Raw genomic sequence first — 20,966 nt, forward strand, 5'->3', positions numbered from 1 at the left:
CCGTGGTTCTGCGGGGTAAAGTAACCCGCAAACGTAAAGCTAAAGTTGGCGGCGAACCGGTTCATTGGCCAATGACAGAGCCCGGCCGAAGGCTCGCTGTCAATGCTGGAGGGCACGTCTCCCGATGTGCCGCGGCCCAGCTGGAGCTGGGCCCTCCCAAAGGGATTCGCCCTCTAAAATTCACGCCCCGCCCGCCGCGCATGCTCGCGGGCTTTCGCCAGCGCTCCGGCCCAGGCCGAAGTCTGCCCGCAGGCCAGCCGCGCTGCCGCGCGAGCGCCGAGCACACCGACGATGTTGCCCGTGCCGTTGTAGCCGCCCACGGCCCAGATCTTCGGGCGGACTTCTTCCAGGATCGGCAAACCGTCGGGCGTATAGCCGACCGAGGCGGCCCACCGATGCGTGATCGGGGCGCGGACTTTGAGGTGTTGGCGGAGAAACTTCTCCTGCAAGGCCTGGATGCGCTCGGTGGGAAAATCGTCCGCCGTCCATTCCTCGCCCAGCGCGTGATCGCGGAACCCGCCCAACGCGATGCTCCGGTCGGGCAGCTGCTGCCAGTATTCATAACCCTGCCGGTAGTAAACCGGCCGCGGAAAGTCCGCCTCCGGCGCCGGGGCGGTCGCGAGCATCTGCAGGCGTGCCGTGCGCACCCGGCCGGCCAGTTCGGGCAGCACCTGTTCCAACCGGCCGTCCACCGCCACGATCACCGAATCGCAATAGACCGTGCCCTTGTCGGTCACGACGGAGCCCGGCACGATTTTCCGCACGGCAGAATCCTCGTAAAGCCGCACCTCGCGCTGGCGCAGGCGCTGCGCCACGGCGCGCACCCGGTGCAGCGGTTGGATGACGCCATCCGTGGGGAGCAGCAGCCCCTCGCCCTCGGGTCCGGCGTAGGGCTCGGCGGCGAAACCGCAGTAGCGCAGCGCCGCGAGGTGCTTGGCGCAGTCGGCCTTTTCGTCCGCATCCGCGGCGATGCGCAGAGAACCGGTCACGCGCACGATGGCGGGCATGTCTTCGGCCTGCCGTTCGATTTCCCCGGCCGTCAGGCGGTAGAGGGTGCGCGCGGCCTCCTCGCCAAACTGCGCCACCGTCTCGTTGAAAAACTTCGCCAGCCCCGCGAGCACGAAGCCGCCGTTGCGTCCCGCCGCGCCCGCGCCCACCGAAAACGCATCGAGCCCGACCACCGCCACGTCCTGGGACACCAGCTCCTCCACCGCCGCCAGACCCGAGGCCCCCAGGCCAATCACGCAGACATCGGCGCGCTGCGGGCCGGTGAGCTTCGGCAAGGGGCGCCAGTCGCGGTCATCCCAGATCGGCGTGTTCATGCGGGCGAGTGTGCGCAGCCCGACGATGCCCGCCAGCGGATTGTTCCGCCGCGTGGGCGGCCGGCTCGCCCGTTCGACAAGTTCAGGGCCTCGAGCCTGTCGAGAGGCTGGCGACTCTCCGTTGGCCTGCGTGGCGTGAGCCAGCTCACCGCCCACATTCCAGCCTCACCAGATGTAACCGAGCGAGGTCGTCAGGCGCTGGTCGGCGCGGAGGTTGGCATCAATGACCGAACGGTCATAGTCGTATTCAAAGCGCAGGTTGAGCGACATCTTGTCGGTAACCTTGCTCTGCAGCCCGCTGTTGAACTTAACGCGGTAGCTGCCCTCGGCGGGCGCGTTCGCCACCGTGCTGCGCACGCCGAGCGCCCCTTTGTCGGAGATCATCAAACTCGACTCCTGGGTGAGCTTGACCCGGCTGTTGAGTTCGTAGGCGTAATCCTGGAAGAAAGAGCCCAGCAGCGCCGTTTCGGGTTTGGCCTCCTCCCGGTCGAGATACTGCAACACCGCGCCCAGGCCGACGTTGGCCTTGTGCCGCTTGCCGTCCACCACCCGGTAACCGCCGCCCACCTGTTGCTCCAGGCTGAGGTCGATCTTGCGCACGCCGTCCTCGGCATAAGTGGTCAGTGCCTGGGCGAAGAGCCGCTTGTTGATGTCATAGCGCCAGCGAAAATCGGCCTCGCGGCGGTCGGTCACCGTCTTGCTGTCGGCCTCGGTCTCCAGCAGCTTGGCCGTGCCACGGAACGTGTTCTTGCCCTCCTTGCCGTCGATCTGGAAGCGGGCCGACAAGTCCTGCTTCTCCTTGGCGCCGGACTGCTGGGAGAACCCCACCTCGACCTGCCGCTTCCACTTGGGCACGGTCGGTTTCACGGCGGTCGAAGCCTCGGTCTTGGCCACGGGTTTGTCCGCCACGCCTTCCGGCTTCGTGGCGGGATCAGCCTTCAACGCCGAACGCGGCACTTTCAGCCGGCCGAGCTGCGGATGCTGCACCTCGATAAACACACTGTCCTCGCTGATCACCGTGCCGGTCAGCCGGTCGCCGTTGGCCAGCGTCCAAACCTCGGCCCGCCCGGCGATTGCTGCCGTCAGAAGGAGGATCAGGGAGGCGATTCGGGCGAAGGGAAAAGCGGTCATGGATTTCATCCTAGCAAAAGTTGGTGCGGCCGGGAACCCCGGATTTCGGCGAATTTGACTCACAACCGACGATTTCGTTCCGGCGATTGACGCAGAACGTGCCGGCCGCCTTGATGCGGGCGCTCCGTCGCATGAAACCCCTCTACGATTTTTCGCAACTCGCCGTGGACCGCACCCTCGCCCCGCGCGACGGCATGCTGGCCAAGGACGCCGACGCCGTGCTGACCGAGCAGTATTTCGACCTCGGGCGCCGGGCACTGGAGCTGATCCACTTCTCCGCCGAACTCTGCGACAAGCCCCATTACCCCAACATCCTCGACCTGCCCTGCGGCCACGGGCGCGTGCTGCGCTGGCTGCGGGCGCACTACCATTACGCCAACATCACCGCCTGCGATCTCGAGCGCGACGGCGTGGATTTCTGCGCGCAACAGTTCGGCGCCAAGCCGGTTTACTCCGAGGTGGATCTGCACCGCCTGCCTTTCCAGAACCAGTTCGACCTGATCTGGGTCGGCTCGCTCGTCACCCACCTGCGTCACGACCGCTGGCTGGCCACGCTGGACTGCCTCGTGAAGTGGACCAAGGAGTGCGGCGTCATCGTCTTCACCACCCAGGGCCGCACCGTCTCCAGCCTGCTGGCCCGCGGCCGGCGCAACGTCGCCGAAAACATCGACAAGCCCGCCCTGCTCGAGGAGTTCGCCCGCACCGGCTTTGCCTACCAGCGCTACTTCGAGAGCAACGCCGAGGAGGACTACGGCCTCGCCCTCTCCTCGCCCGAGTGGGTCATGCGCACCCTGCAACGCTACCCCGATGTCATCATGCGCGCCTACCTCGAGGAAGCCTGGGGCATGCAGGACGTCGTCATGCTCTACAAGAAGGCCGGCCACTACGAACCGATCCTCGGCGTGCCGGAGATGAATGCGCAGGCCGAGCCCGGGCCAGCCAAGCCCGCCGCCAAATCCGGCGGCCTGCTCGGCAAGCTGTTCGGCAAGTAACAGGCTCGGGGTGGAACCTGCGCTCCCCGCAGGCTTGGGAAGGCCGGTCTCCGCACCGGCCGGTGGAGGGCCCAGCTCCAGCTGGGCCGCGAACATCAAACAGGTCGCGAGGAACGGCTCAGCTGGAGCTGAGCCCAAGAAACCACCTCACCGCTTCCCCACAAACTCCCAGCACAACACCGCCGCCGCCGCCGACACATTCAGCGACTCGACCGTGTCGGCTCCGGGGATCTTCAGCAACCGGTCACACTGCGCGGCCAAGGCGGGGGCGATGCCCTTTTCCTCGTTGCCGAGGATGATCGCCGGCGGACGCGGCAGCCCGCGCTCCTTCACCTGCGCGGGCGAGAGCTGGTTGCCGCTCAGGCTCGTGCCGAGCAGGAAATGCGTGCGCTTCAGCTCCGCGCAGAACTCCGGCAGCGCCGGCACGCGGTAGAACTCTACAAACTCCATGCCGCCCTCCGCCACGCGATGGGCCGCCTCGCCGGGCAACGCCTGCTGCGGATGGTCGGCCACGATGACCGCCTTCACCCCGAAGAACGCCGCCGTGCGCACGATGGCGCCGACGTTGTTGGCGTTGCTCACGCGGTCGAGCAGCAGCAGCGGGGCCCGATCCTTCGCCCAGCCGGCCAGCACCTCGCGCGTGACCTTCTTGAGCGGACGCTCTCCGATCACCGCCACGATGCCGCCGTGGTGGACGGTGCCGGCGATCTTCTCCAACTCCGCCGGCTCGACTTGGCGGTAAACTTTCCGGTTCTGCGCCAGCAGCCGGCACATCTCACCCGCGCGCTTCCCGGTGGGGGCGTCAAAAAACAGCCGCCGCACCTCCGTCGGATGGCGCGCGAACAACGTCGAGACCGCCTGCCAGCCGCAGATGTTGATTTCTTTTTGCTTGGGAGCGATGGGAGCTTTCATGAACCGGCCGCAGCGTGGGGTCAGTTCACTGAAGGGTCAACGACAGTGCTTCCCCGGCGCAGCGCCGGTCCTTTCGGACCTTATCTCGGATAACCGATGGACATCAGGGCGCCTGACCGTATGCAGAGTGCGCCGATGCACACGACCTCCCGACCGAAGAAACGACCACACTCCGGCCCCGAAACCGCCCCCTCCTGTCAACGGCCATGAATCTGGAACCAGCCGACGGCCCCGTCGGACACCGCACGGCCAGACGATTGTTGATCATGCTCATCTTTGGCGATGCGACCTTCGGCACGCTCCATGTGGTGAACGAACACACCGCCCTGCTGGGCGATCCGCGATTCGACATCGGGCTGGATCGCGGTTACCCGGAAATCTACCAATACTTGAAATATCTCTGGGCCGGAATGATCCTGACGCTTCATTCCTTCAGACGGGCGGCGTGGCCTTACCTGTCGTGGGCATCCGTCTTCGCCTATTTTCTGATCGATGACGCCGTGCGCATTCGCGAGCGCTTCGCGGGCCGGGTGACAGCCAATTTCGATTTGATCCCCATCCTGAACCTGCGGCTCCAAGACTACGGCGAAATGATCATCGCCGCGACCGCCGCCTTGCTGCTGCTGATCCCGTTGGGGTGGACCTACCACAAGGGACCGACGACCTTCCGAAAATTCTCTCAAACACTCTTCGTCATGGTGCTGATGCTCGTTTTCCTCGGGGTCTTGGTGGATGTGGGCCATGTCGCGATCGAACGGCACGTGGGTGAAGCGATCTTCTTCGTGGTGGGCATGATCGAAGACCTGGGCGAGATGCTCGTGGCAAGCATGATGCTGTGGTATGTGTTTGCGCAGTCGCGCACCCAATTTGCTTCGCCGCCCGGCCCCAAGCTTTGGCTCAAGCGCCTGTTTTCACGGACCCAGTGGACGTAAGTTCCGCACGCCCCTGATTCCGCGCGGAGCACCACGGGCTGGCCCGAAAGAGCCATCATACCAGCTCGCACGCCCCACCTGCGCAGGCCGCGACCTGTTTCAGCTCGGTGATGTCCTCGGACTCCTCAAGGGTCGTGAAGTCCACCGGCACGTAGCCGAGGCGGTTCCACTTCTCGATGTCCTCCGGGGTCGCCACGCCCTCGCGCGGGGCCTGGGCATAGACCTTGTCGCCACAGTCCTGGAACATCGCCACGCCGGTGAAATTGTGCCGGTGGTTCCAGATGTAGTCGGCGACGGCGGGCCACTCGTCGGGCTTTACCGAGACCGTGCAGGACACGTTGTGATGCAGCCCGGGCGAATGCTCCTCGTGGCGCCGGCCGGCCTGCACCCAGTTTTCCTGCACGAGGCGGATGTAGTGCAGGTGCTTCGTGGCGGACAACTCGTCGCGATAGACGCCGAACACCGGTCCCTCCACGGGAAACGTGATCACTTCCGTGCGGCCGTTGAGGTCATAGACGCTGGGCTCGACCATGTGCGGGTTGGCCCGGCGGAAATGCCGGTAAACCGGATCGTGGACGTTGACCTGCACGCGGCGGAAGTAGCGCCGCGCGTGGTGCGGATGCAGACCGCTGCTGGTGCCCAACAGCAGGCTGGCCGTGCCCTCGGGCTTCACGCAGGTCGTGCGCGCCGCGGGATTGATCCCCAACGCGCGGGCGATGACGGCGTTGATACCCTTCACCACGTCCGCCCCGGCCCGCAGTTCGGCGGCGTCGAGCAGCAACTCGGGTCGGTCGAGGATGCCGCAAAGGGAAATCCCCAGCAGCGCCTCGCGCTCGGTGATGAGCTGCGAGACCGGCGACAGGTATTTGAAATCGGTGTAGCCTGCCTGCAGCGTGCCGATGAGCGACGCCAGCGCACAGAGCCGGTGGAAGGCCGTCCGGTTTTCCGCAGCCGCGGCAGAGACGGTCGCCAGGTTGCAAAACTGCACGCCGGTGAGCACGTCGCCTTCCACGAGCGGGCCGGTGTGCCCGAGCTCGCGCAGACGCGCGATGGCGGGCTTGTCCAGCTTCACGCGCGGGTGCAGGCCGATCTCGACGCAGGGGTTCGCGCCGTAGTCCTCGTCCTCCACGAAATAGAAACCCGGTTCGCCGAACTCCTTTTGCTGCTCGAATAGCTTCTGGAACTGCTCGCGCGTGGCCGTGGCGCGCACGACGACGGCGGAATTGTTGCTGGCCACGCGTTGGGGATTTTCGGCGAGCCAGTTGCCGGTCTTTGCCGCAGCCATGTCGGCGTCGTCCACCGAGAAGAGGCAGATCGTGGCCGAGCGGCGCACCCCGCCGGAGAGCACGGCCTTGGCGGCCCAGCAGAGGATGTCGTAGGCCTCGACGGTCTTCAGACGCCGGCCGGCCGCGCCGCGCAGGATGCGGTCAATCCGCGTGAGCGAATGGAACAGCGGTTCGGGTCCGGGCGCCTTGCCGCCCGTGGTGCGCAGGGGCGCGCCCTCGGGGCGGATGTGCGAGTAGTCAAAATCCACGCCGCGGCCGGCCACGGCGTTTTCCATCAGCACATGCAGGGCATCGCCCCAGCCCTCGATGGTGTCGGCGATGACATGGCGCACCGCCGCCTCGCCCTCGCGGCGCGGCGCCAGGGCCGGCAACCGCGAGACATGCCGCTGCTGCACGGAGAAACCCACGCCACAGCCGCAGAGCAGCAGGTAAAACGCCTCGCGGAAGGCCTCGAGCCGGTCGAGGTAGGTGAAGGCGCAGTTGTAGATGCGGGCGTGCTTGCTGAGGATGGCCTCGCCGCCGAACTGCAGCGAGCGCATCGAAGGCAGGATCTCGCGCGCCTGCACGGCCGCGAAGGCCGCACGGATCGCCGCGTGCAGCGTGCGGTGCCCGCCAAGCGCGGCGGTCTGCGCGGACGTGATCTCGCCGGCTGCCACCGTATCGGCCAGAGCGTTGGCCAGCGGCCGGTCGGCGTAATGCGCGAGATGCATGTCGCGCACGCGATGCACCGCCTCGGTCCAGGTTTCACGGCGGCGTTTCTCGGGGACGTAGCGGGCGTAACGGGAAATGGCGATGAAGTCCTGCAGACCGTTCGAGACATGAACCTTGGGGTGATGGGAATGAGACATGGCGGGTGGTTGGGTGGGTGGGTCATCCGCGGGAAGCAAAACGCCTCCGCCCTCTCCAGCGGTGCGGCTTCGCGGAGCCTTCGTTCAAGTCCTCGCGACGGCCACGGTCAAACGCCCGCGCGGGCACTGGCCGACTTATGATCGCGACTCATGGTCGCGTCCGGCGCGCCGCAAACGGTGCGCAGCAAAAAATGCGGCGCGCTCACGGCCTGCTTAATCCTTTCACCCACGGATTGTGGCCTCAGCCCGCTGGCCACCCCACCCGTGGGGTTTCCGCTCAGGCGCGCTCGCCCACGAGAGTAAACTCCTCGCGGTCGTGATAAAGATGGCGAATGCGCAGATTCGTCGCGTGCCGCGCGAACGGCGAGCCCGCGGCGCCGACCTCGCGCAGCAGCGCCAGCGGGTCCACGTGGCCGAACTTCAGGTTGATCACAAAGCGCCGGCACCAGCCGCCCGCGAGCCACGGCGCGACGATGTTCTGCACGACGTGGTGCGGTTCCTCGACGAGGTCGCAGAACAGCCAGTCAAAAACCTCGCCTTCCGCCGGGCGGAATTTGAACGCGTCCTCCATGCGGTGTGCGATCAGCGGATGCCCGAGCGCGCCACCTTTGAGCGGGCCGTTGTCCACCGCGATGACCTTCGCGCCGCGCTTGGCCGCGCTGTAGCTCCAGCCGCCGGGCGCGGCGCCGAGATCGACCACCGTTTCACCCGGCTGCGGCTCGCGGCCGAGCACGAGGTAGGCTTCCTCGACCTTGAGGTAGGAGCGCGACGGCGCCGCGTCGTCATCGGCCATGCGGCGCTGCCCCCCCAGCACGGCCTCCCGCGCAGCAAACACCCGCCCGAAGTCCGCGAAAAACACGAAAAGACCCCGCGCCCGCCCCGGCCCGCGCGGCAGATCCGGTGTGGCGAGCTTGGCGACGCGGTTGAGCTTCTTGCGCAAAAGTTCCTCGAACGCCTTCTCCACCCCGCTGGCCCGGCGGCCAAGGCCGACCACCTCGGGCACAGTCGCGAAAAAGCAGGACCACGCCGAATCGATGCGCTCACCGCGCAGGCTCTCCAGGAAAAAGTCCGCCAGCTGCCGCGCCACCTCGTTGACCGACTCACCCCGGAACTCCCGCGGCGCGAGCAGGGTGACCTGCGGAAAGGCCAGGTTCGCGATCTCGCCCTCGGCCGCCAAAGCCCAGCCCGGTCCCTTTTCCGAAACCGCCAGCCCGGCGCCCGCGAGTTCGCGCTCGAGAAAGGCTTCGTAACCGTGCTGGCAGAGAGAGAGCATCGCCGCAGCTTTGCTCCCGACTGTGCCGCCGCGAGGCGAAAATCTCCGTGCCTTTCCCTCCGGCCTGCGCTTGCCTCTCCCACCCGCCATGCGCCAGCCGACCTCCGATCTTCGCATCCGCACCACGCGTCCCCTGCTCTCGCCCGCCATCCTCGAGGAGGACCTGCCGCTGGGGGAGGCCGGCGCCGCGCTCGTGCAAACAGGCCGGCGCGCCGTGGTCGAGATCCTGCATGGTCGCGACGACCGGCTCGTGGCCGTCGTCGGTCCCTGTTCGGTTCACGACCCCAAGGCGGCGTTGGAATACGCCCACAAGCTCAAGCCCGTGGCCGACCGCCTGGCCGCCGACCTGCTGGTGGTGATGCGCGTGTATTTCGAGAAACCCCGCACGACGGTCGGCTGGAAGGGCCTGATCAACGATCCGCGCCTCGACGGCAGCTTTCAGGTCAACACTGGCCTGCGCCTCGCCCGCCAGCTCATGCTCGACGTGAACGCCGCCGGCCTGCCCATCGGCACCGAGTTCCTCGACACCACCCTCGGCCAATACTACGCCGACCTCGTATCCTGGGGCGCCATCGGCGCGCGCACGACCGAGAGCCAGATCCACCGCGAGCTCGCCTCCGGTCTCTCGATGCCGGTCGGTTTCAAGAACCGCACCGACGGCGACCTGCAGGTGGCGGTGGACGCCATTGTTTCCGCGCGGCACCCGCACTGCTTCCCGTCGCTCACGCGCGAGGGTGCCCCCGCGATTCTCGCGACCTCCGGGAACCCCGACTGCCACCTCGTGCTCCGCGGTGGCGCAGCCGGGCCCAACCACGATGCCCTGCACGTCACGCGCTCCGTCGCCCTGCTGACCAAGGCCGGCGCGGTTCCGTCCGTGCTCGTGGACTGCAGCCACGGCAACAGCGGCAAGCGCCACGACCAGCAGCCGGCGGTCGCGGCCGACGTCGCCGCGCAGGTGGCCGGTGGCTCGCGCGCAATCTTCGGGGTGATGCTCGAGAGCAACCTGATCGGCGGCGCCCAGAAACACGAGCCGGGCCGCCCGCTGACTTACGGCCAGAGCATCACCGACGCCTGCCTCGGTTTCGGCGAAACCATTCCCGTGCTGGAAAGCCTCGCCGCCGCCGTCGTGGCGCGGCGCAAGCACCGCTGAGGCTTTCAGTCGGTCTTGGTGCGCTCCGCCTGACGCTGACGGCGCACCAGGTTCAGATTGGCCACGGCCGACGGATCTCCCGGACGCAAGCGCAAGGCCTGCTCGAAACAGACCTCCGCGCGGGCCAGTTGCCCGGACTTGGCCAGCAGCACCCCGAGATTGAGCTGCGCCTCGGGCAGGCGCGGATCGAGGCGCACCGCCTCTTCCAACAGGCGCAAACCCTCCCCGGTCCGGCCCACTTCGTCGAGGAGTGAACCCAAGGTGGAAAGCACGCGGGCATCCCGCGGGGCGCAAACCCGGGCCCGCTCCGCGAGCGTCACCGCTTCGGCGATCCGGCCGGTCTGGTGGGCGATGATCGCGAGATTGAGATGGGCGCGCGGATTGTCCGGCTCCAGGCGGGCGGCCGCCTGGAGTTCGGTTTCCGCCTCCTGCCAGCGACCGGCCGTCAGGAGGGCGTTGCCAAGATTCTGGTGCGTCGTTGCGGAAGCTGACGCGACGTCGGCCACGCGTTGCCAGAGCGCCACGGAATCCGCCCAATAATCCGCCTGGCGGTGCGCCTGCCAGCCCAGCAGACCCGCGGTCAGAATCGTCGCCGTCGCCGGCAGCCACGCAACCCGGGACATCAGCCCCGTGCGCGCCACCGTCCACACCCCCATCAGGAGCAGCCCGATGCCCGGCACATAAAGGTAGCGGTCCGCCACCGCGTGCTGTCCGGCGCGCAGCACTCCCGAGGAAGGCAGGATGAGCAGCAGGAACCAGCCCCAGCCAAGCAGCAGTTCCGGGCGCGTGTGCCGCCACCGCCACCCCAGCCCGGAAATCCCGGCGAGCAGCGCCACGGCCGCCAGCACCTGCAACGGCGAGTGTCCGAGTCGTTCCTCGTAGAAAACCGCCAGATCCACGGGCCAGACGTAGAGTCCGAGCGAGGCCACGATGTTCACCGGCACCGAGGCCAGCCGCCGCCAGTCGGGCGCCTGCATGGCCGCCACGTCGTTCGCCGCCGGAGCGACCCACGGCAACACCGTGAAGGCGAGCAGCCCGGCCGCCACCAACACCGCCGGCAGGTGGCCACGCAGCCAGCGCCCCCAGGCGCCCGGTGCGGGTGCACGGCCCAGCGGCCAGCGATCGAGCAGCATGAGCAACCCGGGGAAAGTTCCGAGCATCGGCTTGGCCAGCATGCTCAGACCGCAGCCCACCAGAGATGGCCAGCGTCCGGCGGGCTGCGAGTAGGCGAGCAACCCGGTCAGGAAAAAAGCCGTGCTGAGCGTGGTCTTCAGCTGGGAGGCCCAGGCGGCGACCTCGACGTTCACGGGATGCACGGCGAAAAGCAGGCCCGCCGCGAGGCTGCACCCCGCCCGGCCCGTGAGCCGGCGCAACACCACGACAAGGAGTCCGGCGTTCAAGGCATGCAGGGCGACGTTGGCCACGAGGTGCGGTGCGGGAGCGACCCCGCCCACGGTGGCGACGGTCATGTGCCCCAGCCAGGCCAGCGGTTGCCAGAGCACCGCGTCCTTGTTGGTCCAGGCCCAGCGAAAACCCTCCCATGTCAGCCCGCCGGCCACGCGGGTGTTCTCGAAGATGAACATCGGGTCGTCGAAGTTCACGAACCGGTGGTGCGGCACCCGGTGATAGACCGCCGCCACCGCCGCGAACACGAGCAGCCACGGCCACGGGCCCGTGAGGCACCGCCAAGCCTTGGGTTCAGGAGACGAGGTTCGCACGCCTCCGTGCATGCACACACCGGCCGGGCGCGGCAAGTGCGGCGAAGCTCCGGAATCTCCTCGCCAATCCGCGCAGGCGTTTTCAGAAATCCGTCCGTGCTCCGCCGGTCACCCGCGTCCACCTTCCCCCGCCTGCTCCTGCTCGCCTTCCTCGCGTTGCTGGCGGGTTGCGCGACCGACACCAAGAAGTCCGACCAAAAGCCCGCGCCCAAACCGCCGGTCGCCCAGCCGGAGCCCAAGCCCGAGCCGCCGCCCGAAAAGCTCCCGCGCGTGATGCTCGGCATCGACGTGCTCGAGGCCGAGGGCTTCAAGGCCATCGCCGGCAAGCGGCTCGGCCTGCTCACCCACCGTGCCGGCGTGAACCGCCGCGGCGAGACCACGATCGACGTGCTCCGCCGCGCGCCGCAGTCGAAGCTGGTCTGCCTGTTCGCCCCCGAGCACGGCCTCGAGGGCCAGGTAAAGGCCGCCGAGAGCTTCGGCGACTCCGTGCACCCGCCCACGGGCCTGCCCATCTACTCACTCTACGGAAAGAACAAGCGCCCGACCAAGGAGCAGCTCAAGGGCCTGCACGCCGTTGTCGTGGATCTGCAGGACATCGGCGTCCGCTCCTACACCTTCATCAGCTGGATGCGCTACACGATGGAGGCCTGTTTCGAGGCCGGCGTGGAGGTGATCATTCTCGACCGTCCCAATCCGCTCGGCGGCCTCAAGGTGGACGGTCCGCCGCTCGATCCCGAATGGATGAGCGATGTCGGGGCGTTCCGGGTGCCTTACGTCCACGGCCTCACGATGGGCGAGCTGGCCACGATGGCCAAAAACGCCCCGCGGGTGCTGCCCACCATCAAGGACAGCGTGCGCGCGAAGGGTAAGCTCACCGTCATCCCCATGCGCGGCTGGACGCGCAGCATGCGCTGGCCCGAGACGGAACTCACCTGGGTGCCGACCTCGCCGATGATCACCACCTACGACGCCATCATCGGCTACGCCATGATCGGCCTCGGTTGCGAGCAGACGCCCTGGGCACAGCTGGCCTTGCCGGCCGGACAGAGCTCACCGTATCCGACCCGCGGCATCAGTTATCCCAAGAAAACGCCGGAGGAGATCATCGCCGCGCTGGAACCGTTCAAGATACCCGGCATCCGCTTCGTGAAGCGCGAGACCCGGGGGGGCAACGGCAAGCCCAACGCCGGCGTGTTTGTGGAAGTAGTCGATTGGGACGCCTGGCGTCCCACGGAGCTGTCCTTCTACATGCACAAGCTCGCCGAGAAGTGGTCGCCGATGAAGCTCTTCGGCACGCTCACCAGCGGCCAGCAGCGCACCTTCCAGATCCATGTCGGCTCCACCGCCTGGTATGACGCCCTGAGCAAGGAGGGCATGCGCGTGGACCCGGCGCTCTTCGTGAAGAACTGGAGCGAGCGCGCCAAGATTTCCCAGACGGCCAGCAAGAAATACTGGCTCTATCCCTGAGGCCGACCCCGGTCCGTCATGCGCGCTTCGCCGGAGTCACTCATCGTTCTGGCGCTCCTGCTGGGCGGTGGGCTGTGGCTCGGCGCCCGGGCGACCGGGCGGGCCGGGCCGGAACGGCTGGCGTGGGTACTCCTGCCGCTGCTACTCGGCGGGCTCGCCGTCGCGTACTGGGAAACGACCGCGCTGAACACACGCTGGACCTGGAGCGCCTGCCGGCTGGCCCCGACGATCGGCCTGTTTCACGGCCAGCCACTCTATTCGCCGGAGCACAGCGGCGCCATCAACGGCTGGCTTTACGGCCCGGTCGCCGCGCTCGTTTGGACGCCGGCGGCGCTCGCCGGCTCGCCCCTGGCGGCGCTGACGATTGCCGCGCTCCTCAACCAGATTTTTCTGCTCACCCCACTCCTCGTTGCCGCGCAGCGCCTGGCGCCCACACGCGTCGCCGGCGGGGTGGCTTTTGTGTTCGGCGCGGCCGCGCTGCTGCAGGTTTATCCCACCTGGTATATGGCGTCCGCGCTCAACGTGGATGCCATCGCCGTCGGACTCGGCGCCGGGTCGTGCCTGCTGCTGCTCACGGACCAACCGCCGTCGCGCCGCCGGCTCGGGCTGGCGGCCGCGCTCAGCGTGCTGGCCGTTTGGACCAAGCAGACCGAAGCGCCGCTGGTGCTCGCCCAGGCCGGCTGGCTGTGGCTGCGCCACGGACAGGCATCCGCCCGGAGCTATTTACTGGCTTACGGCGCAGCGTTGTTGGCGACGGCAGGAGTGTTCATCCTGTTTTTCCCGCTGCCCGACCTGATCTTCAACCTGTGGACGGTGCCCTCGGCCCATGCCCGGCCCGGCGGCTGGCAGGCAGCGTGGGCGGAAGTTACGGATCTCGGCCGCTACTCGGTGCTTTTCTGGCTGCCCTGTGCCGCGGCGCTGTGGATTCGGTTCCGGGATCGGACGACTGTTGGAACTGACACAAACCGGTGGCATCCGCTGTGGCTCCCGTTGGCGGCCGCCACCGTGCTGCTCCCGACGGGGATCCTGGCGGCGATCAAGATCGGCGGCGACCGCAACTCCCTGCATTCCGTCTATTACCTCGCGCTGGCCGCAGTCTGTGCCGTCGCGCAGGGCTGGCCGACCGTCGCGCATCGCCGGGCGCTGGCGCAGGCGGTGGTCATCCTGCTGCTCGCCACCGGCACCGCTTTGCTAGCGGTTCGCCAGGTCGCCGGCTACCCGCACCTCACGATGCTGCCCGCACGTTGTCTGAGCGAGGAGGCCTGGAGCCATGCGCGTACCCAGCCGGACCGGGTGTATTACCCGTGGGACCCGCTGGCCTCGCTCATGGCGGAGTCCCGCGCCTATCACTTCGAATATGGCGTCATCGACCGGATTCTCGCCGGCCGCCCGCCGAACGAGACCCACATCCGGGCGCATCTGCCCGGCCAGCTTGACCAGGTGGTTTATCCCAACGCCGACCACCAGCAGACGATGCGACTGCGCTACCTGACAGAGTATCGTTTTGCCACCGCCACCGCGGACTGGCTCATCTTCCGCCAAAATCCGCCCACCCGCGTCGCCCAACCCTGAGCATGACTTTCCCTGCAAGCCTTCTCAGCTGGATTGACCGTCACCCCGGGGTGCAACTCGCGGTGGTGGCCGCCGTGATTCTCGCGGCGCTGTTCCAAACCGTGCGCCCACTGGGGCATGGCCCGTCCGCCACCGAGCGGGGCCACGACTGGGCCTGGGGTTGGGTAATTGCCGCGGTGCTGCTCGCCGGCCGCTGGCCGATGCTCCTGTTGCCGCGGGAATTTAATCAGGACGAAAGTCTGCTGCTGGCCGGTGCGCACGCGCTGGCGCACGACCCGGTGTTTTGGCGCTCGGTGGAGGGCGGCACCGTTGGTCCTCTGCCCTTCTTCGCCCTCTGGCCGGCGGGCTGGTGGTGCGACTGGACCGGCTATTTTCCGGCCCGGATCACAGCGGTCGCCCTGCTCACGCTCAGTCTGCTCCTCGCGCACCAATGCCTGACCATTCTGCTCGACCGGCGCTCCGCGCGGCTGGCGGTGCTCGCGGCCCTGGCGTTCGAGGCCCTGACCCTGTCGCTGGAGCTCGTGCACTACTCCACCGAGCTGGTGCCCCTGGCGCTGCTGAGTGCGGCCGGCTACGCCGCGGTGCGCCGCTGGTCCCTGGGTGGGGGCCGCGGCTGGAACTTTCTCGGCGGCGCGCTGCTGGGCGCACTGCCTTTCGCCAAACTCCAGGCCGTGCCGCTCGGGTTGGGTTTCGGCGGCGGCTGGCTGCTCGCAGAATTCCTGGCCGGGACGCGCAGTTCGGGCCGGCATCGCGTTTACCTGCTCGCGGGCGCCCTGTTGCCCGCCTTGCTCTTCTCCAGCCAGATCACGCTCGCCGGCGAGTGGGAGAACGTGCTCATCCCCTACTTCGCCTACAATGTCTTCTACACTGAACAGGGATTGCCGGCCGGACGCCTCGTCGCCGAAATCCTGCGCCTGTCCCGCGAGTCGGACAGCCTGCTGCACGTCTGGCTGCCCGCGGTCATGGCCTGGATCATTCTGCTGCAGTTCGTCCGCCACGGTCCGGCTCCGGCCGCCCGGCTGGGCGGGATCGCGCTGGCCAGCTGCGCCGTCGGCCTGGCCTGCACGCTCTACCCCGGCAAACCGTTTCTGCACTACTGGCAGTTCATGGTGCTGCCGCTGCTTTTTCTGCTGGGCGTAAGCCTGCACCGGGCGCTGCACGGCGCCGACACCGCCCGGACGCGGCTGGTTGCCGTCACGGCGACCGGTTTCTTGGCCCTGCTGCTGGGCACGCGGGCGCGCAGTCCGAATCCCTATCTCGGCAACCTGGCCTATTTCTCCGCAGCACCCCGCACCGAGCTGTCGGAACGCGTGCACCGGCTGGCCCGGCCGGGCGACACGCTCGCCGTGTGGGGCTGGTCGAGCTACGTGTTCGTGGAAACCGGGCTGCACCAGATCACCCGGGAAGCCTGCTCGGTGCGCTCGCTGGAGCCCTCGCCCTACCTGGAGTTCTACCGGCTCCGCTACCTGCGTGACTTCCTCCGCAAGCAACCCGACCTCTTCCTCGACTCGGTCGGCCCGAACAGCACGCGCTACCTCGATCCGCAGGCCGGCCACGACCACACTTTCCCCGCCCTGGCCGGGGAAATCCGCGCCAACTACATGTTGGTGGATGAATTCAACGGCGCCCGTCTCTACCGTCGGCGGGCACCGGGCAATTGAACGGAGGGCTCAGCGGTTCGCCGCCGTCCATTTCGCATAGTCGGCGCGGGACATGAATTTCAGCGAGGCCGAGTTGATGCAGTAACGCAGGCCGGTCGGGCGCGGACCGTCGTCGAAGACATGGCCGAGGTGGCTGCCGCAGACCGCGCAGTGCGATTCAATGCGCGTCATGCCAAAACTCGTGTCGCGTTCCTCGCCGAGGAAGGCCTTCTCCAGCGGTTGCCAGAAGCTCGGCCAGCCCGTGCCGGAGTCGAACTTGTGCTTCGCATCGAAGAGCGGGGTGTCGCAGCCGACGCAGAAATACACGCCATCGGCCTTGTGGTCCCAGTAGGCGTTGCGGAAGGGCGGCTCGGTGCCCTGCTGGCGGGCCACGCGGTACTGCGCGGGCGTGAGCCGGGCGCGCCATTCCTCGTCGGTGCGCTGCACCTTCGCCTTGCTCAGGTCGATGACGACGTTGGACGGCAGGCCGCAGGCGGAGATTTCGCCCGGGGCGCATTCGAGCGTATCCTTGGCGGAGGGATTTTGGGTGGATTTCATTTCAGCGAAGCCCAGCACCCCGGCGGCAAGCAGAGGCAGCAGGAGCGGAAGACAGGTTTTCATGTTCCCTGTCAGAGTAGCCAGAAACGCCGGTTATTCCACCCGCACCCGCACCTGGCCGTCGTGGAATTCGTTGACCAGCGGCTGGCCGGGTTTGACGGCCTGGGCGCGGGCCACCGGGCGGCCCTGCTCGTCGCGCACGATGGCATAGCCGCGCTTCAGCACCGACTGCGGGCTGGCCGACTCGAGGCGCTTCCACAGCGCCAGCAAGCGGTGCGACTCCAGTTGCACGCGCTTTTCCGGCGAGGCCGACGCCAGCCGGGTCCGGGCGGAAACCAGCGCCTGCCGGCCGCGCGACGTCGAGTCGCGGAGCGCCGCAGCCAGCCGGTTGCGCAGGTCGTCGAGCCGGAGGTGGTTTTGCTCGATGGCGGCGGTGGGCGACAGCAGGCGCAGGCGGCTGCGCAGGTGATCCAACTGCTGCCGCGCCTGCTCCAGCCGGGTGGCGGCAATGTCGTCGAGGTTGCCCCCGGCGTTGTCCAGCCGCTCGACGCAGGAAAGATAGTGGCTCGAAATGAGCTCGGCCGCGCCGCTGGGCGTCTCGGCCCGCACATCCGCGGCGAAATCACACAGTGTGTAGTCGATCTCATGGCCCACGGCCGAGATGATCGGCACGCCGCACGCGGCCACGGCGCGCACGAGGGATTCCTCGTTGAAGGCCCAGAGATCCTCGATGCTGCCGCCGCCGCGCCCGATGACGAGCAGGTCGAAGTGGCCGAGCGCCTCCGCCGTGCGCAACAGCGCGGCCATCTCCGCGGCGGCGCCCTCGCCCTGCACCTTGGCCGGCAGGACGACGAGCCGGCCGGTCCAGCGCCGGCGCTGGAGGATGCGGATGAAATCCTGCACCGCCGCGCCCGTCGGCGACGTGATGAAGCCCACGGTGCGCGGCAAGAGCGGCAGAGGCTGCTTGCGGTCCGCATCGAAGAGGCCCTCCGCCGCGAGCCGCTGCTTCAGCTGCTCGAACTCCTGCTGCAGCCGGCCGGTGCCGTGCTCGATGAGCGCGCGGGTGATGAGCTGATACTGGCCGCGCGCCTCATAGACATCCACCTCACCGTAAACCAGCACCTGCAGGCCGTCGCGGAGTTTCACCGCCTGCCGCGCGGCATCGCCGCGAAACATCACGCAGCTGAGCTGCGCGCCGGCGTCCTTGAGCGAAAAATAAACGTGGCCGCTGGCCTGCGCGCGGAGATTGGAGACCTCGCCCTGCACCCAGCACGGCGGCAGGCCGCCCTTGAGCAGCTCCTTCACCCGACGGGTGAAGTCGGTGACGCTCTGCACCCGCCCGGAGTCTTCGAGACTGGGGTCGGCCGGTTTCATCAGGGGGATTTTCTCTTCGCGCCGTAGTGCTTCCGCACGAGGTGTGCGCCGGTCATCAGCGCCAGCAGAAGCAACAGCGACACGAGCGCGATCTTGCCCTTGCCGTGCAGCAGGGCCTCGCCGAAGAAAATCACCGCGCCGTTGATCGGCAGCTGGATCAGGCAGGACACAACCAGATACCGCACGAAGGGCACGCCGGCCAGACCCAGCAGGTAGTTTTGCGCCGGAAAGGGCACACCCGGCGTCACCCGCAGCAGCACGATGAGGTCGGTCACATCGCCCGAGTCCACCTGCGGCAGGCGGTAGCCCAGCCGCTTGACCAGGGCCTCCAAAACCGGCCGGAAGGCCCGGCTCGCGAGCACGTAGCTGAGGGCCATGTTCAACGCGATGGCGGAGAGCGACAGTACCATCACCAGCGGCAGGCCGAGCTGCGGACCAAAGACCGAGCCGGCGGTCAGCGAGAAAAACGACAACGGCGCCCCGACCGCGGGGAGCAGCAACATCGCGAGGAAGAACGTCACCGGCCCCGCGCTGCGGATCAGGCCGAGGCCCTGCTGGACCAGCGCCATCACGTTGTAGCCGCGGGCCAGCAGCACGGCGCCCACCAGCACGACGGCGGCGACGATCGCGAGCTTGAGCAGGAGCGCCCGGTTGGGGCGTGCGGCAGTTTCGACCATGGGTGCGACGATGCCGCGCCTGTTTGCCCAGCGTCAAGGGCGCCTTGCCGTGAAATCTGACTCGCCCCCGCCGCGCGCCCGCCCTGTCATGGCCCGTCGCGCATGAGTTCCGTCCTACAGGATCCGACCCGTCTTCCCCTCCGGGTTATGCTGGGCGCGGGACTGGCCGCCCTGGCCTGGCTGACCCTCGCGGAAAGCAGCGCCACCCGGATGTTCGCCACGCCGTGGAACGGGGTGCTGGTGGCGATCGTCGCGCTGCCGTCGCTGGGTCTGTTGCTCCGCCTGGGGGTGTCGTCCGGCACGATGAATCAGCCGGCGCTTGCCTGGCTGCTGACGGCCGGACTCGCGGGTCTGGGACCAACGCTCAGCGCGCTGGCAAGTCCTTACCGTGCCCCGAGCCTGCTGTCGGCGGGGCTGCCCTTGTCCGCGATCTGCCTGTTTCTGCTCGTGTATGACTGGGTGCTGACCGACGAGGCCAGGCGACGCGCGCAACTGGGCCGGTGGCTGGCCGTCGGGGCGGGTTTGGTCGCGCTGGTGAGCGCGCTCTACTGGGTGCGCGATGTGGCCGAGCGGCTCGCCGCCGGCCGGACCGTCGCTTCGCTTTTCGAGACGCGGAACCCGCATCCGCTCGGTCACTCCAACTACACGGCCGGGCTGATGCTGCTGGGCCTGCCCTGGCTCGCGCTGCTGGCCTGGCGGGAAAGGGGCTGGGCGCGAACGGCAGCGACCATGGGCGGCCTGCTCAGCCTGCTGAATCTCTTCGCCTGCGGCAGCCGGGGCGGCTTGCTGGGCCTCGCGGCCCTTGCCGTCGCCGGGGTGGCCATGGCGCGGATTGGCTGGAAACGATTCTTGCTCGCCGCCGGCCTCGCCGTGGTGTTGGCGGGATTGCTGGCCGTGGCCAACCCCCGCGTGCGCGCCCTGCTCGGACCCGCCGATCCCGCGGCGGCGCCCAACGCCAGTGCGGTGCAGCGCCGGGCGATGTTCGACGCCGCAGTGCGGATGGGCGCCGACCGGCCGTTCCTCGGCTGGGGACCGGGCACGACCCCGCTTGCCTACCCGCGCTACCGCCAGTCGCTTGACGGCGGCGCGGAAAACGTGCTGCAGCTGCACAACACCCCGCTCCACGTGTGGGCGGAGAACGGCGTGCTCGGCCTGCTCGCAGCGGGTCTGTTCACCGGGCTGGTCGCCCTGAGCTGGCGGCGCTCGCCTCCGGCCGCCGCCACGCTCGCCGGCTACGGCGTATTGGCGCTGACGGATTTCCAGCTCGACGTGCCGGTGATCGCCGCGGCCATTGCGGTGCTGGGCGCTCTGCTGGCCCGGCCAGCCCCGGCGGTCGCCGGACGTTCACTCCGCCTCGGGGTCAGCGTGGGCGTGGCGCTAGCCGCCGGTGCCATCCTCGTGCTGGGCGGACGCGATCCCGCGCCGGCCCTGAACGTCGAGGCCCTGCGCCTCGCCCGCGACCCGGCGCAACACGCCCGTGCCGTCGCGTTGCTCAACGAGTCGCTCGCCCTGAATCCCGACCAGGAAATCGCCCACTTCAACCTCGCCTGGCTCCTGGTCGTGCCGGAGCCGGCGAAAGCCGAGGCGCATTTCCGTGCGGCCGCCCGGCTCGTGCCGGACAAGGGCGGCGTCTATTTCGGACTGGGCTTGGCGCGGCTGAACCAAGGCGACCGCACCGGTGCCGCGCGGGCCCTCGCGCTTGAATGCATCAATGAGCCGCTCTTCCTCGCCTCGCCGTGGTGGACGGTGCCGGAAATCGGCACGCTGCGTGACGCATCCTCCCGCCACTTCGCCCACCTCATCGCCCAAATCCTTCCCCAACTTCACCAGATCAAGGCAACATGGAGCGAGAAACACGCTGCAGCCCTGCTGACCTTGGCCCCGCGCTTCGGAGAGGTCTCCGCGGGGCCCGAAACCAGCTACCGCCGCACGCGCCTCGGCTATCCCGTGCTCATGCGCAACGCCGACCTGGCTCCGCCCATCGATCTCTACGATGTGCGCGAGAACCCGCGCTTTGCTGCCGCGCTCCCGTTCCCGCTGCCACCCAAAGGCTGGTTGCCCTCCCCGCTGCTGCTCAAGCTGCTGGACGAGGCCGTCCCGGTGCGCCAGTAAAG

16 protein-coding genes are annotated in these 20,966 nt (G+C 68.2%); 7 read left to right on the top strand and 9 right to left on the bottom strand.

What is annotated here, in order from left to right; genetic code table 11:
• Positions 1 to 173: 173 nt before the first annotated feature.
• Positions 174 to 1,322: an NAD(P)/FAD-dependent oxidoreductase gene (locus tag ESB00_RS17185; protein WP_129049039.1), complete on the bottom strand. Its 1,149-nt coding sequence runs from the start codon at positions 1,320 to 1,322 to the stop codon at positions 174 to 176.
• 165 nt (positions 1,323 to 1,487) lie between these two features.
• On the bottom strand, positions 1,488 to 2,453 hold the full coding sequence (locus ESB00_RS17190; RefSeq protein ID WP_164976280.1) for a DUF481 domain-containing protein: 966 nt from the start codon (positions 2,451 to 2,453) through the stop codon (positions 1,488 to 1,490).
• Between the two features lie 131 nt (positions 2,454 to 2,584).
• Between ESB00_RS17190 and ESB00_RS17195 the strand changes: the two genes are divergently transcribed.
• Entirely contained in the window at positions 2,585 to 3,445 is an 861-nt protein-coding gene (locus ESB00_RS17195) for a class I SAM-dependent methyltransferase (protein ID WP_164976281.1), read from the top strand.
• A gap of 147 nt (positions 3,446 to 3,592) precedes the next feature.
• On the opposite strand, the gene ESB00_RS17200 is transcribed toward ESB00_RS17195, so the two are convergent.
• Complete coding sequence (locus tag ESB00_RS17200) at positions 3,593 to 4,357, bottom strand: TrmH family RNA methyltransferase (RefSeq protein WP_129049046.1); 765 nt, start codon at positions 4,355 to 4,357, stop codon at positions 3,593 to 3,595.
• Positions 4,358 to 4,623: 266 nt separating this feature from the next.
• Between ESB00_RS17200 and ESB00_RS17205 the strand changes: the two genes are divergently transcribed.
• Positions 4,624 to 5,289 (top strand): hypothetical protein, encoded by a 666-nt coding sequence (locus ESB00_RS17205; RefSeq protein ID WP_129049049.1) that lies wholly within the window; start codon positions 4,624 to 4,626, stop codon positions 5,287 to 5,289.
• 55 nt (positions 5,290 to 5,344) lie between these two features.
• On the opposite strand, the gene ESB00_RS17210 is transcribed toward ESB00_RS17205, so the two are convergent.
• Together ESB00_RS17210 and ESB00_RS17215 are read right to left on the bottom strand one after the other, a co-directional pair.
• A complete protein-coding gene (locus ESB00_RS17210; RefSeq protein WP_129049051.1) occupies positions 5,345 to 7,423 on the bottom strand; it encodes a recombinase in 2,079 nt (692 codons plus the stop codon).
• 277 nt (positions 7,424 to 7,700) lie between these two features.
• On the bottom strand, positions 7,701 to 8,696 hold the full coding sequence (locus ESB00_RS17215; RefSeq protein WP_129049053.1) for an SAM-dependent methyltransferase: 996 nt from the start codon (positions 8,694 to 8,696) through the stop codon (positions 7,701 to 7,703).
• 88 nt (positions 8,697 to 8,784) lie between these two features.
• Here ESB00_RS17215 and ESB00_RS17220 point away from each other — a divergent pair, with 88 nt between their 5' ends.
• Complete coding sequence (locus tag ESB00_RS17220; RefSeq protein ID WP_129049929.1) at positions 8,785 to 9,846, top strand: 3-deoxy-7-phosphoheptulonate synthase; 1,062 nt, start codon at positions 8,785 to 8,787, stop codon at positions 9,844 to 9,846.
• A gap of 5 nt (positions 9,847 to 9,851) precedes the next feature.
• Here ESB00_RS17220 and ESB00_RS17225 read toward each other — a convergent pair whose 3' ends face one another.
• On the bottom strand, positions 9,852 to 11,564 hold the full coding sequence (locus ESB00_RS17225; RefSeq protein ID WP_246026514.1) for a tetratricopeptide repeat protein: 1,713 nt from the start codon (positions 11,562 to 11,564) through the stop codon (positions 9,852 to 9,854).
• 96 nt (positions 11,565 to 11,660) lie between these two features.
• Between ESB00_RS17225 and ESB00_RS17230 the strand changes: the two genes are divergently transcribed.
• Genes ESB00_RS17230 through ESB00_RS17240 form a run of 3 tightly spaced genes read left to right on the top strand, consistent with a single transcriptional unit; the run spans position 11,661 to position 16,264 of the window.
• Positions 11,661 to 13,031: a DUF1343 domain-containing protein gene (locus tag ESB00_RS17230; protein WP_246026515.1), complete on the top strand. Its 1,371-nt coding sequence runs from the start codon at positions 11,661 to 11,663 to the stop codon at positions 13,029 to 13,031.
• An 18-nt stretch (positions 13,032 to 13,049) separates the two neighbouring features.
• A complete protein-coding gene (locus ESB00_RS17235; RefSeq protein ID WP_129049061.1) occupies positions 13,050 to 14,603 on the top strand; it encodes a hypothetical protein in 1,554 nt (517 codons plus the stop codon).
• A 2-nt stretch (positions 14,604 to 14,605) separates the two neighbouring features.
• Complete coding sequence (locus tag ESB00_RS17240) at positions 14,606 to 16,264, top strand: hypothetical protein (RefSeq protein ID WP_129049063.1); 1,659 nt, start codon at positions 14,606 to 14,608, stop codon at positions 16,262 to 16,264.
• Between the two features lie 9 nt (positions 16,265 to 16,273).
• Here ESB00_RS17240 and msrB read toward each other — a convergent pair whose 3' ends face one another.
• From msrB to ESB00_RS17255, 3 genes are read right to left on the bottom strand one after another with little or no spacing between them, the layout of a single operon-like run.
• Positions 16,274 to 16,864 carry a peptide-methionine (R)-S-oxide reductase MsrB gene (msrB, locus tag ESB00_RS17245; RefSeq protein WP_218938776.1) on the bottom strand — a complete coding sequence of 197 codons (591 nt, stop codon included), beginning with the start codon at positions 16,862 to 16,864 and terminating at the stop codon, positions 16,274 to 16,276.
• Positions 16,865 to 16,894: 30 nt separating this feature from the next.
• Positions 16,895 to 18,175, bottom strand: a complete 1,281-nt coding sequence (xseA, locus tag ESB00_RS17250) for an exodeoxyribonuclease VII large subunit (protein WP_129049066.1) — start codon at positions 18,173 to 18,175, stop codon at positions 16,895 to 16,897.
• Positions 18,175 to 18,852, bottom strand: coding sequence for a TVP38/TMEM64 family protein (locus tag ESB00_RS17255; protein WP_129049068.1), 678 nt, complete (start codon positions 18,850 to 18,852; stop codon positions 18,175 to 18,177). Before ESB00_RS17255 ends, xseA begins: the two co-directional genes overlap by 1 nt.
• Before the next feature lie 102 nt (positions 18,853 to 18,954).
• Between ESB00_RS17255 and ESB00_RS17260 the strand changes: the two genes are divergently transcribed.
• On the top strand, positions 18,955 to 20,964 hold the full coding sequence (locus ESB00_RS17260) for an O-antigen ligase family protein (RefSeq protein WP_129049071.1): 2,010 nt from the start codon (positions 18,955 to 18,957) through the stop codon (positions 20,962 to 20,964).
• Positions 20,965 to 20,966: the final 2 nt, after the last annotated feature.

Origin of the sequence: Oleiharenicola lentus, from assembly GCF_004118375.1 — a bacterium.
GTDB classification, from domain to species: Bacteria; Verrucomicrobiota; Verrucomicrobiia; order Opitutales; family Opitutaceae; genus Lacunisphaera; species Lacunisphaera lenta.

Coding starts and splice junctions, on each gene's coding strand:
- ESB00_RS17185 (WP_129049039.1), bottom strand. CDS start 1,322: ATGAACACGCCGATCTGGGATGACCGCGACTGGCGCCCCTTGCCGAAG.
- ESB00_RS17190 (WP_164976280.1), bottom strand. CDS start 2,453: ATGACCGCTTTTCCCTTCGCCCGAATCGCCTCCCTGATCCTCCTTCTG.
- ESB00_RS17195 (WP_164976281.1), top strand. CDS start 2,585: ATGAAACCCCTCTACGATTTTTCGCAACTCGCCGTGGACCGCACCCTC.
- ESB00_RS17200 (WP_129049046.1), bottom strand. CDS start 4,357: ATGAAAGCTCCCATCGCTCCCAAGCAAAAAGAAATCAACATCTGCGGC.
- ESB00_RS17205 (WP_129049049.1), top strand. CDS start 4,624: ATGCTCATCTTTGGCGATGCGACCTTCGGCACGCTCCATGTGGTGAAC.
- ESB00_RS17210 (WP_129049051.1), bottom strand. CDS start 7,423: ATGTCTCATTCCCATCACCCCAAGGTTCATGTCTCGAACGGTCTGCAG.
- ESB00_RS17215 (WP_129049053.1), bottom strand. CDS start 8,696: ATGCTCTCTCTCTGCCAGCACGGTTACGAAGCCTTTCTCGAGCGCGAA.
- ESB00_RS17220 (WP_129049929.1), top strand. CDS start 8,785: ATGCGCCAGCCGACCTCCGATCTTCGCATCCGCACCACGCGTCCCCTG.
- ESB00_RS17235 (WP_129049061.1), top strand. CDS start 13,050: ATGCGCGCTTCGCCGGAGTCACTCATCGTTCTGGCGCTCCTGCTGGGC.
- ESB00_RS17240 (WP_129049063.1), top strand. CDS start 14,606: ATGACTTTCCCTGCAAGCCTTCTCAGCTGGATTGACCGTCACCCCGGG.
- msrB (WP_218938776.1), bottom strand. CDS start 16,864: ATGAAAACCTGTCTTCCGCTCCTGCTGCCTCTGCTTGCCGCCGGGGTG.
- xseA (WP_129049066.1), bottom strand. CDS start 18,175: ATGAAACCGGCCGACCCCAGTCTCGAAGACTCCGGGCGGGTGCAGAGC.
- ESB00_RS17255 (WP_129049068.1), bottom strand. CDS start 18,852: ATGGTCGAAACTGCCGCACGCCCCAACCGGGCGCTCCTGCTCAAGCTC.
- ESB00_RS17260 (WP_129049071.1), top strand. CDS start 18,955: ATGAGTTCCGTCCTACAGGATCCGACCCGTCTTCCCCTCCGGGTTATG.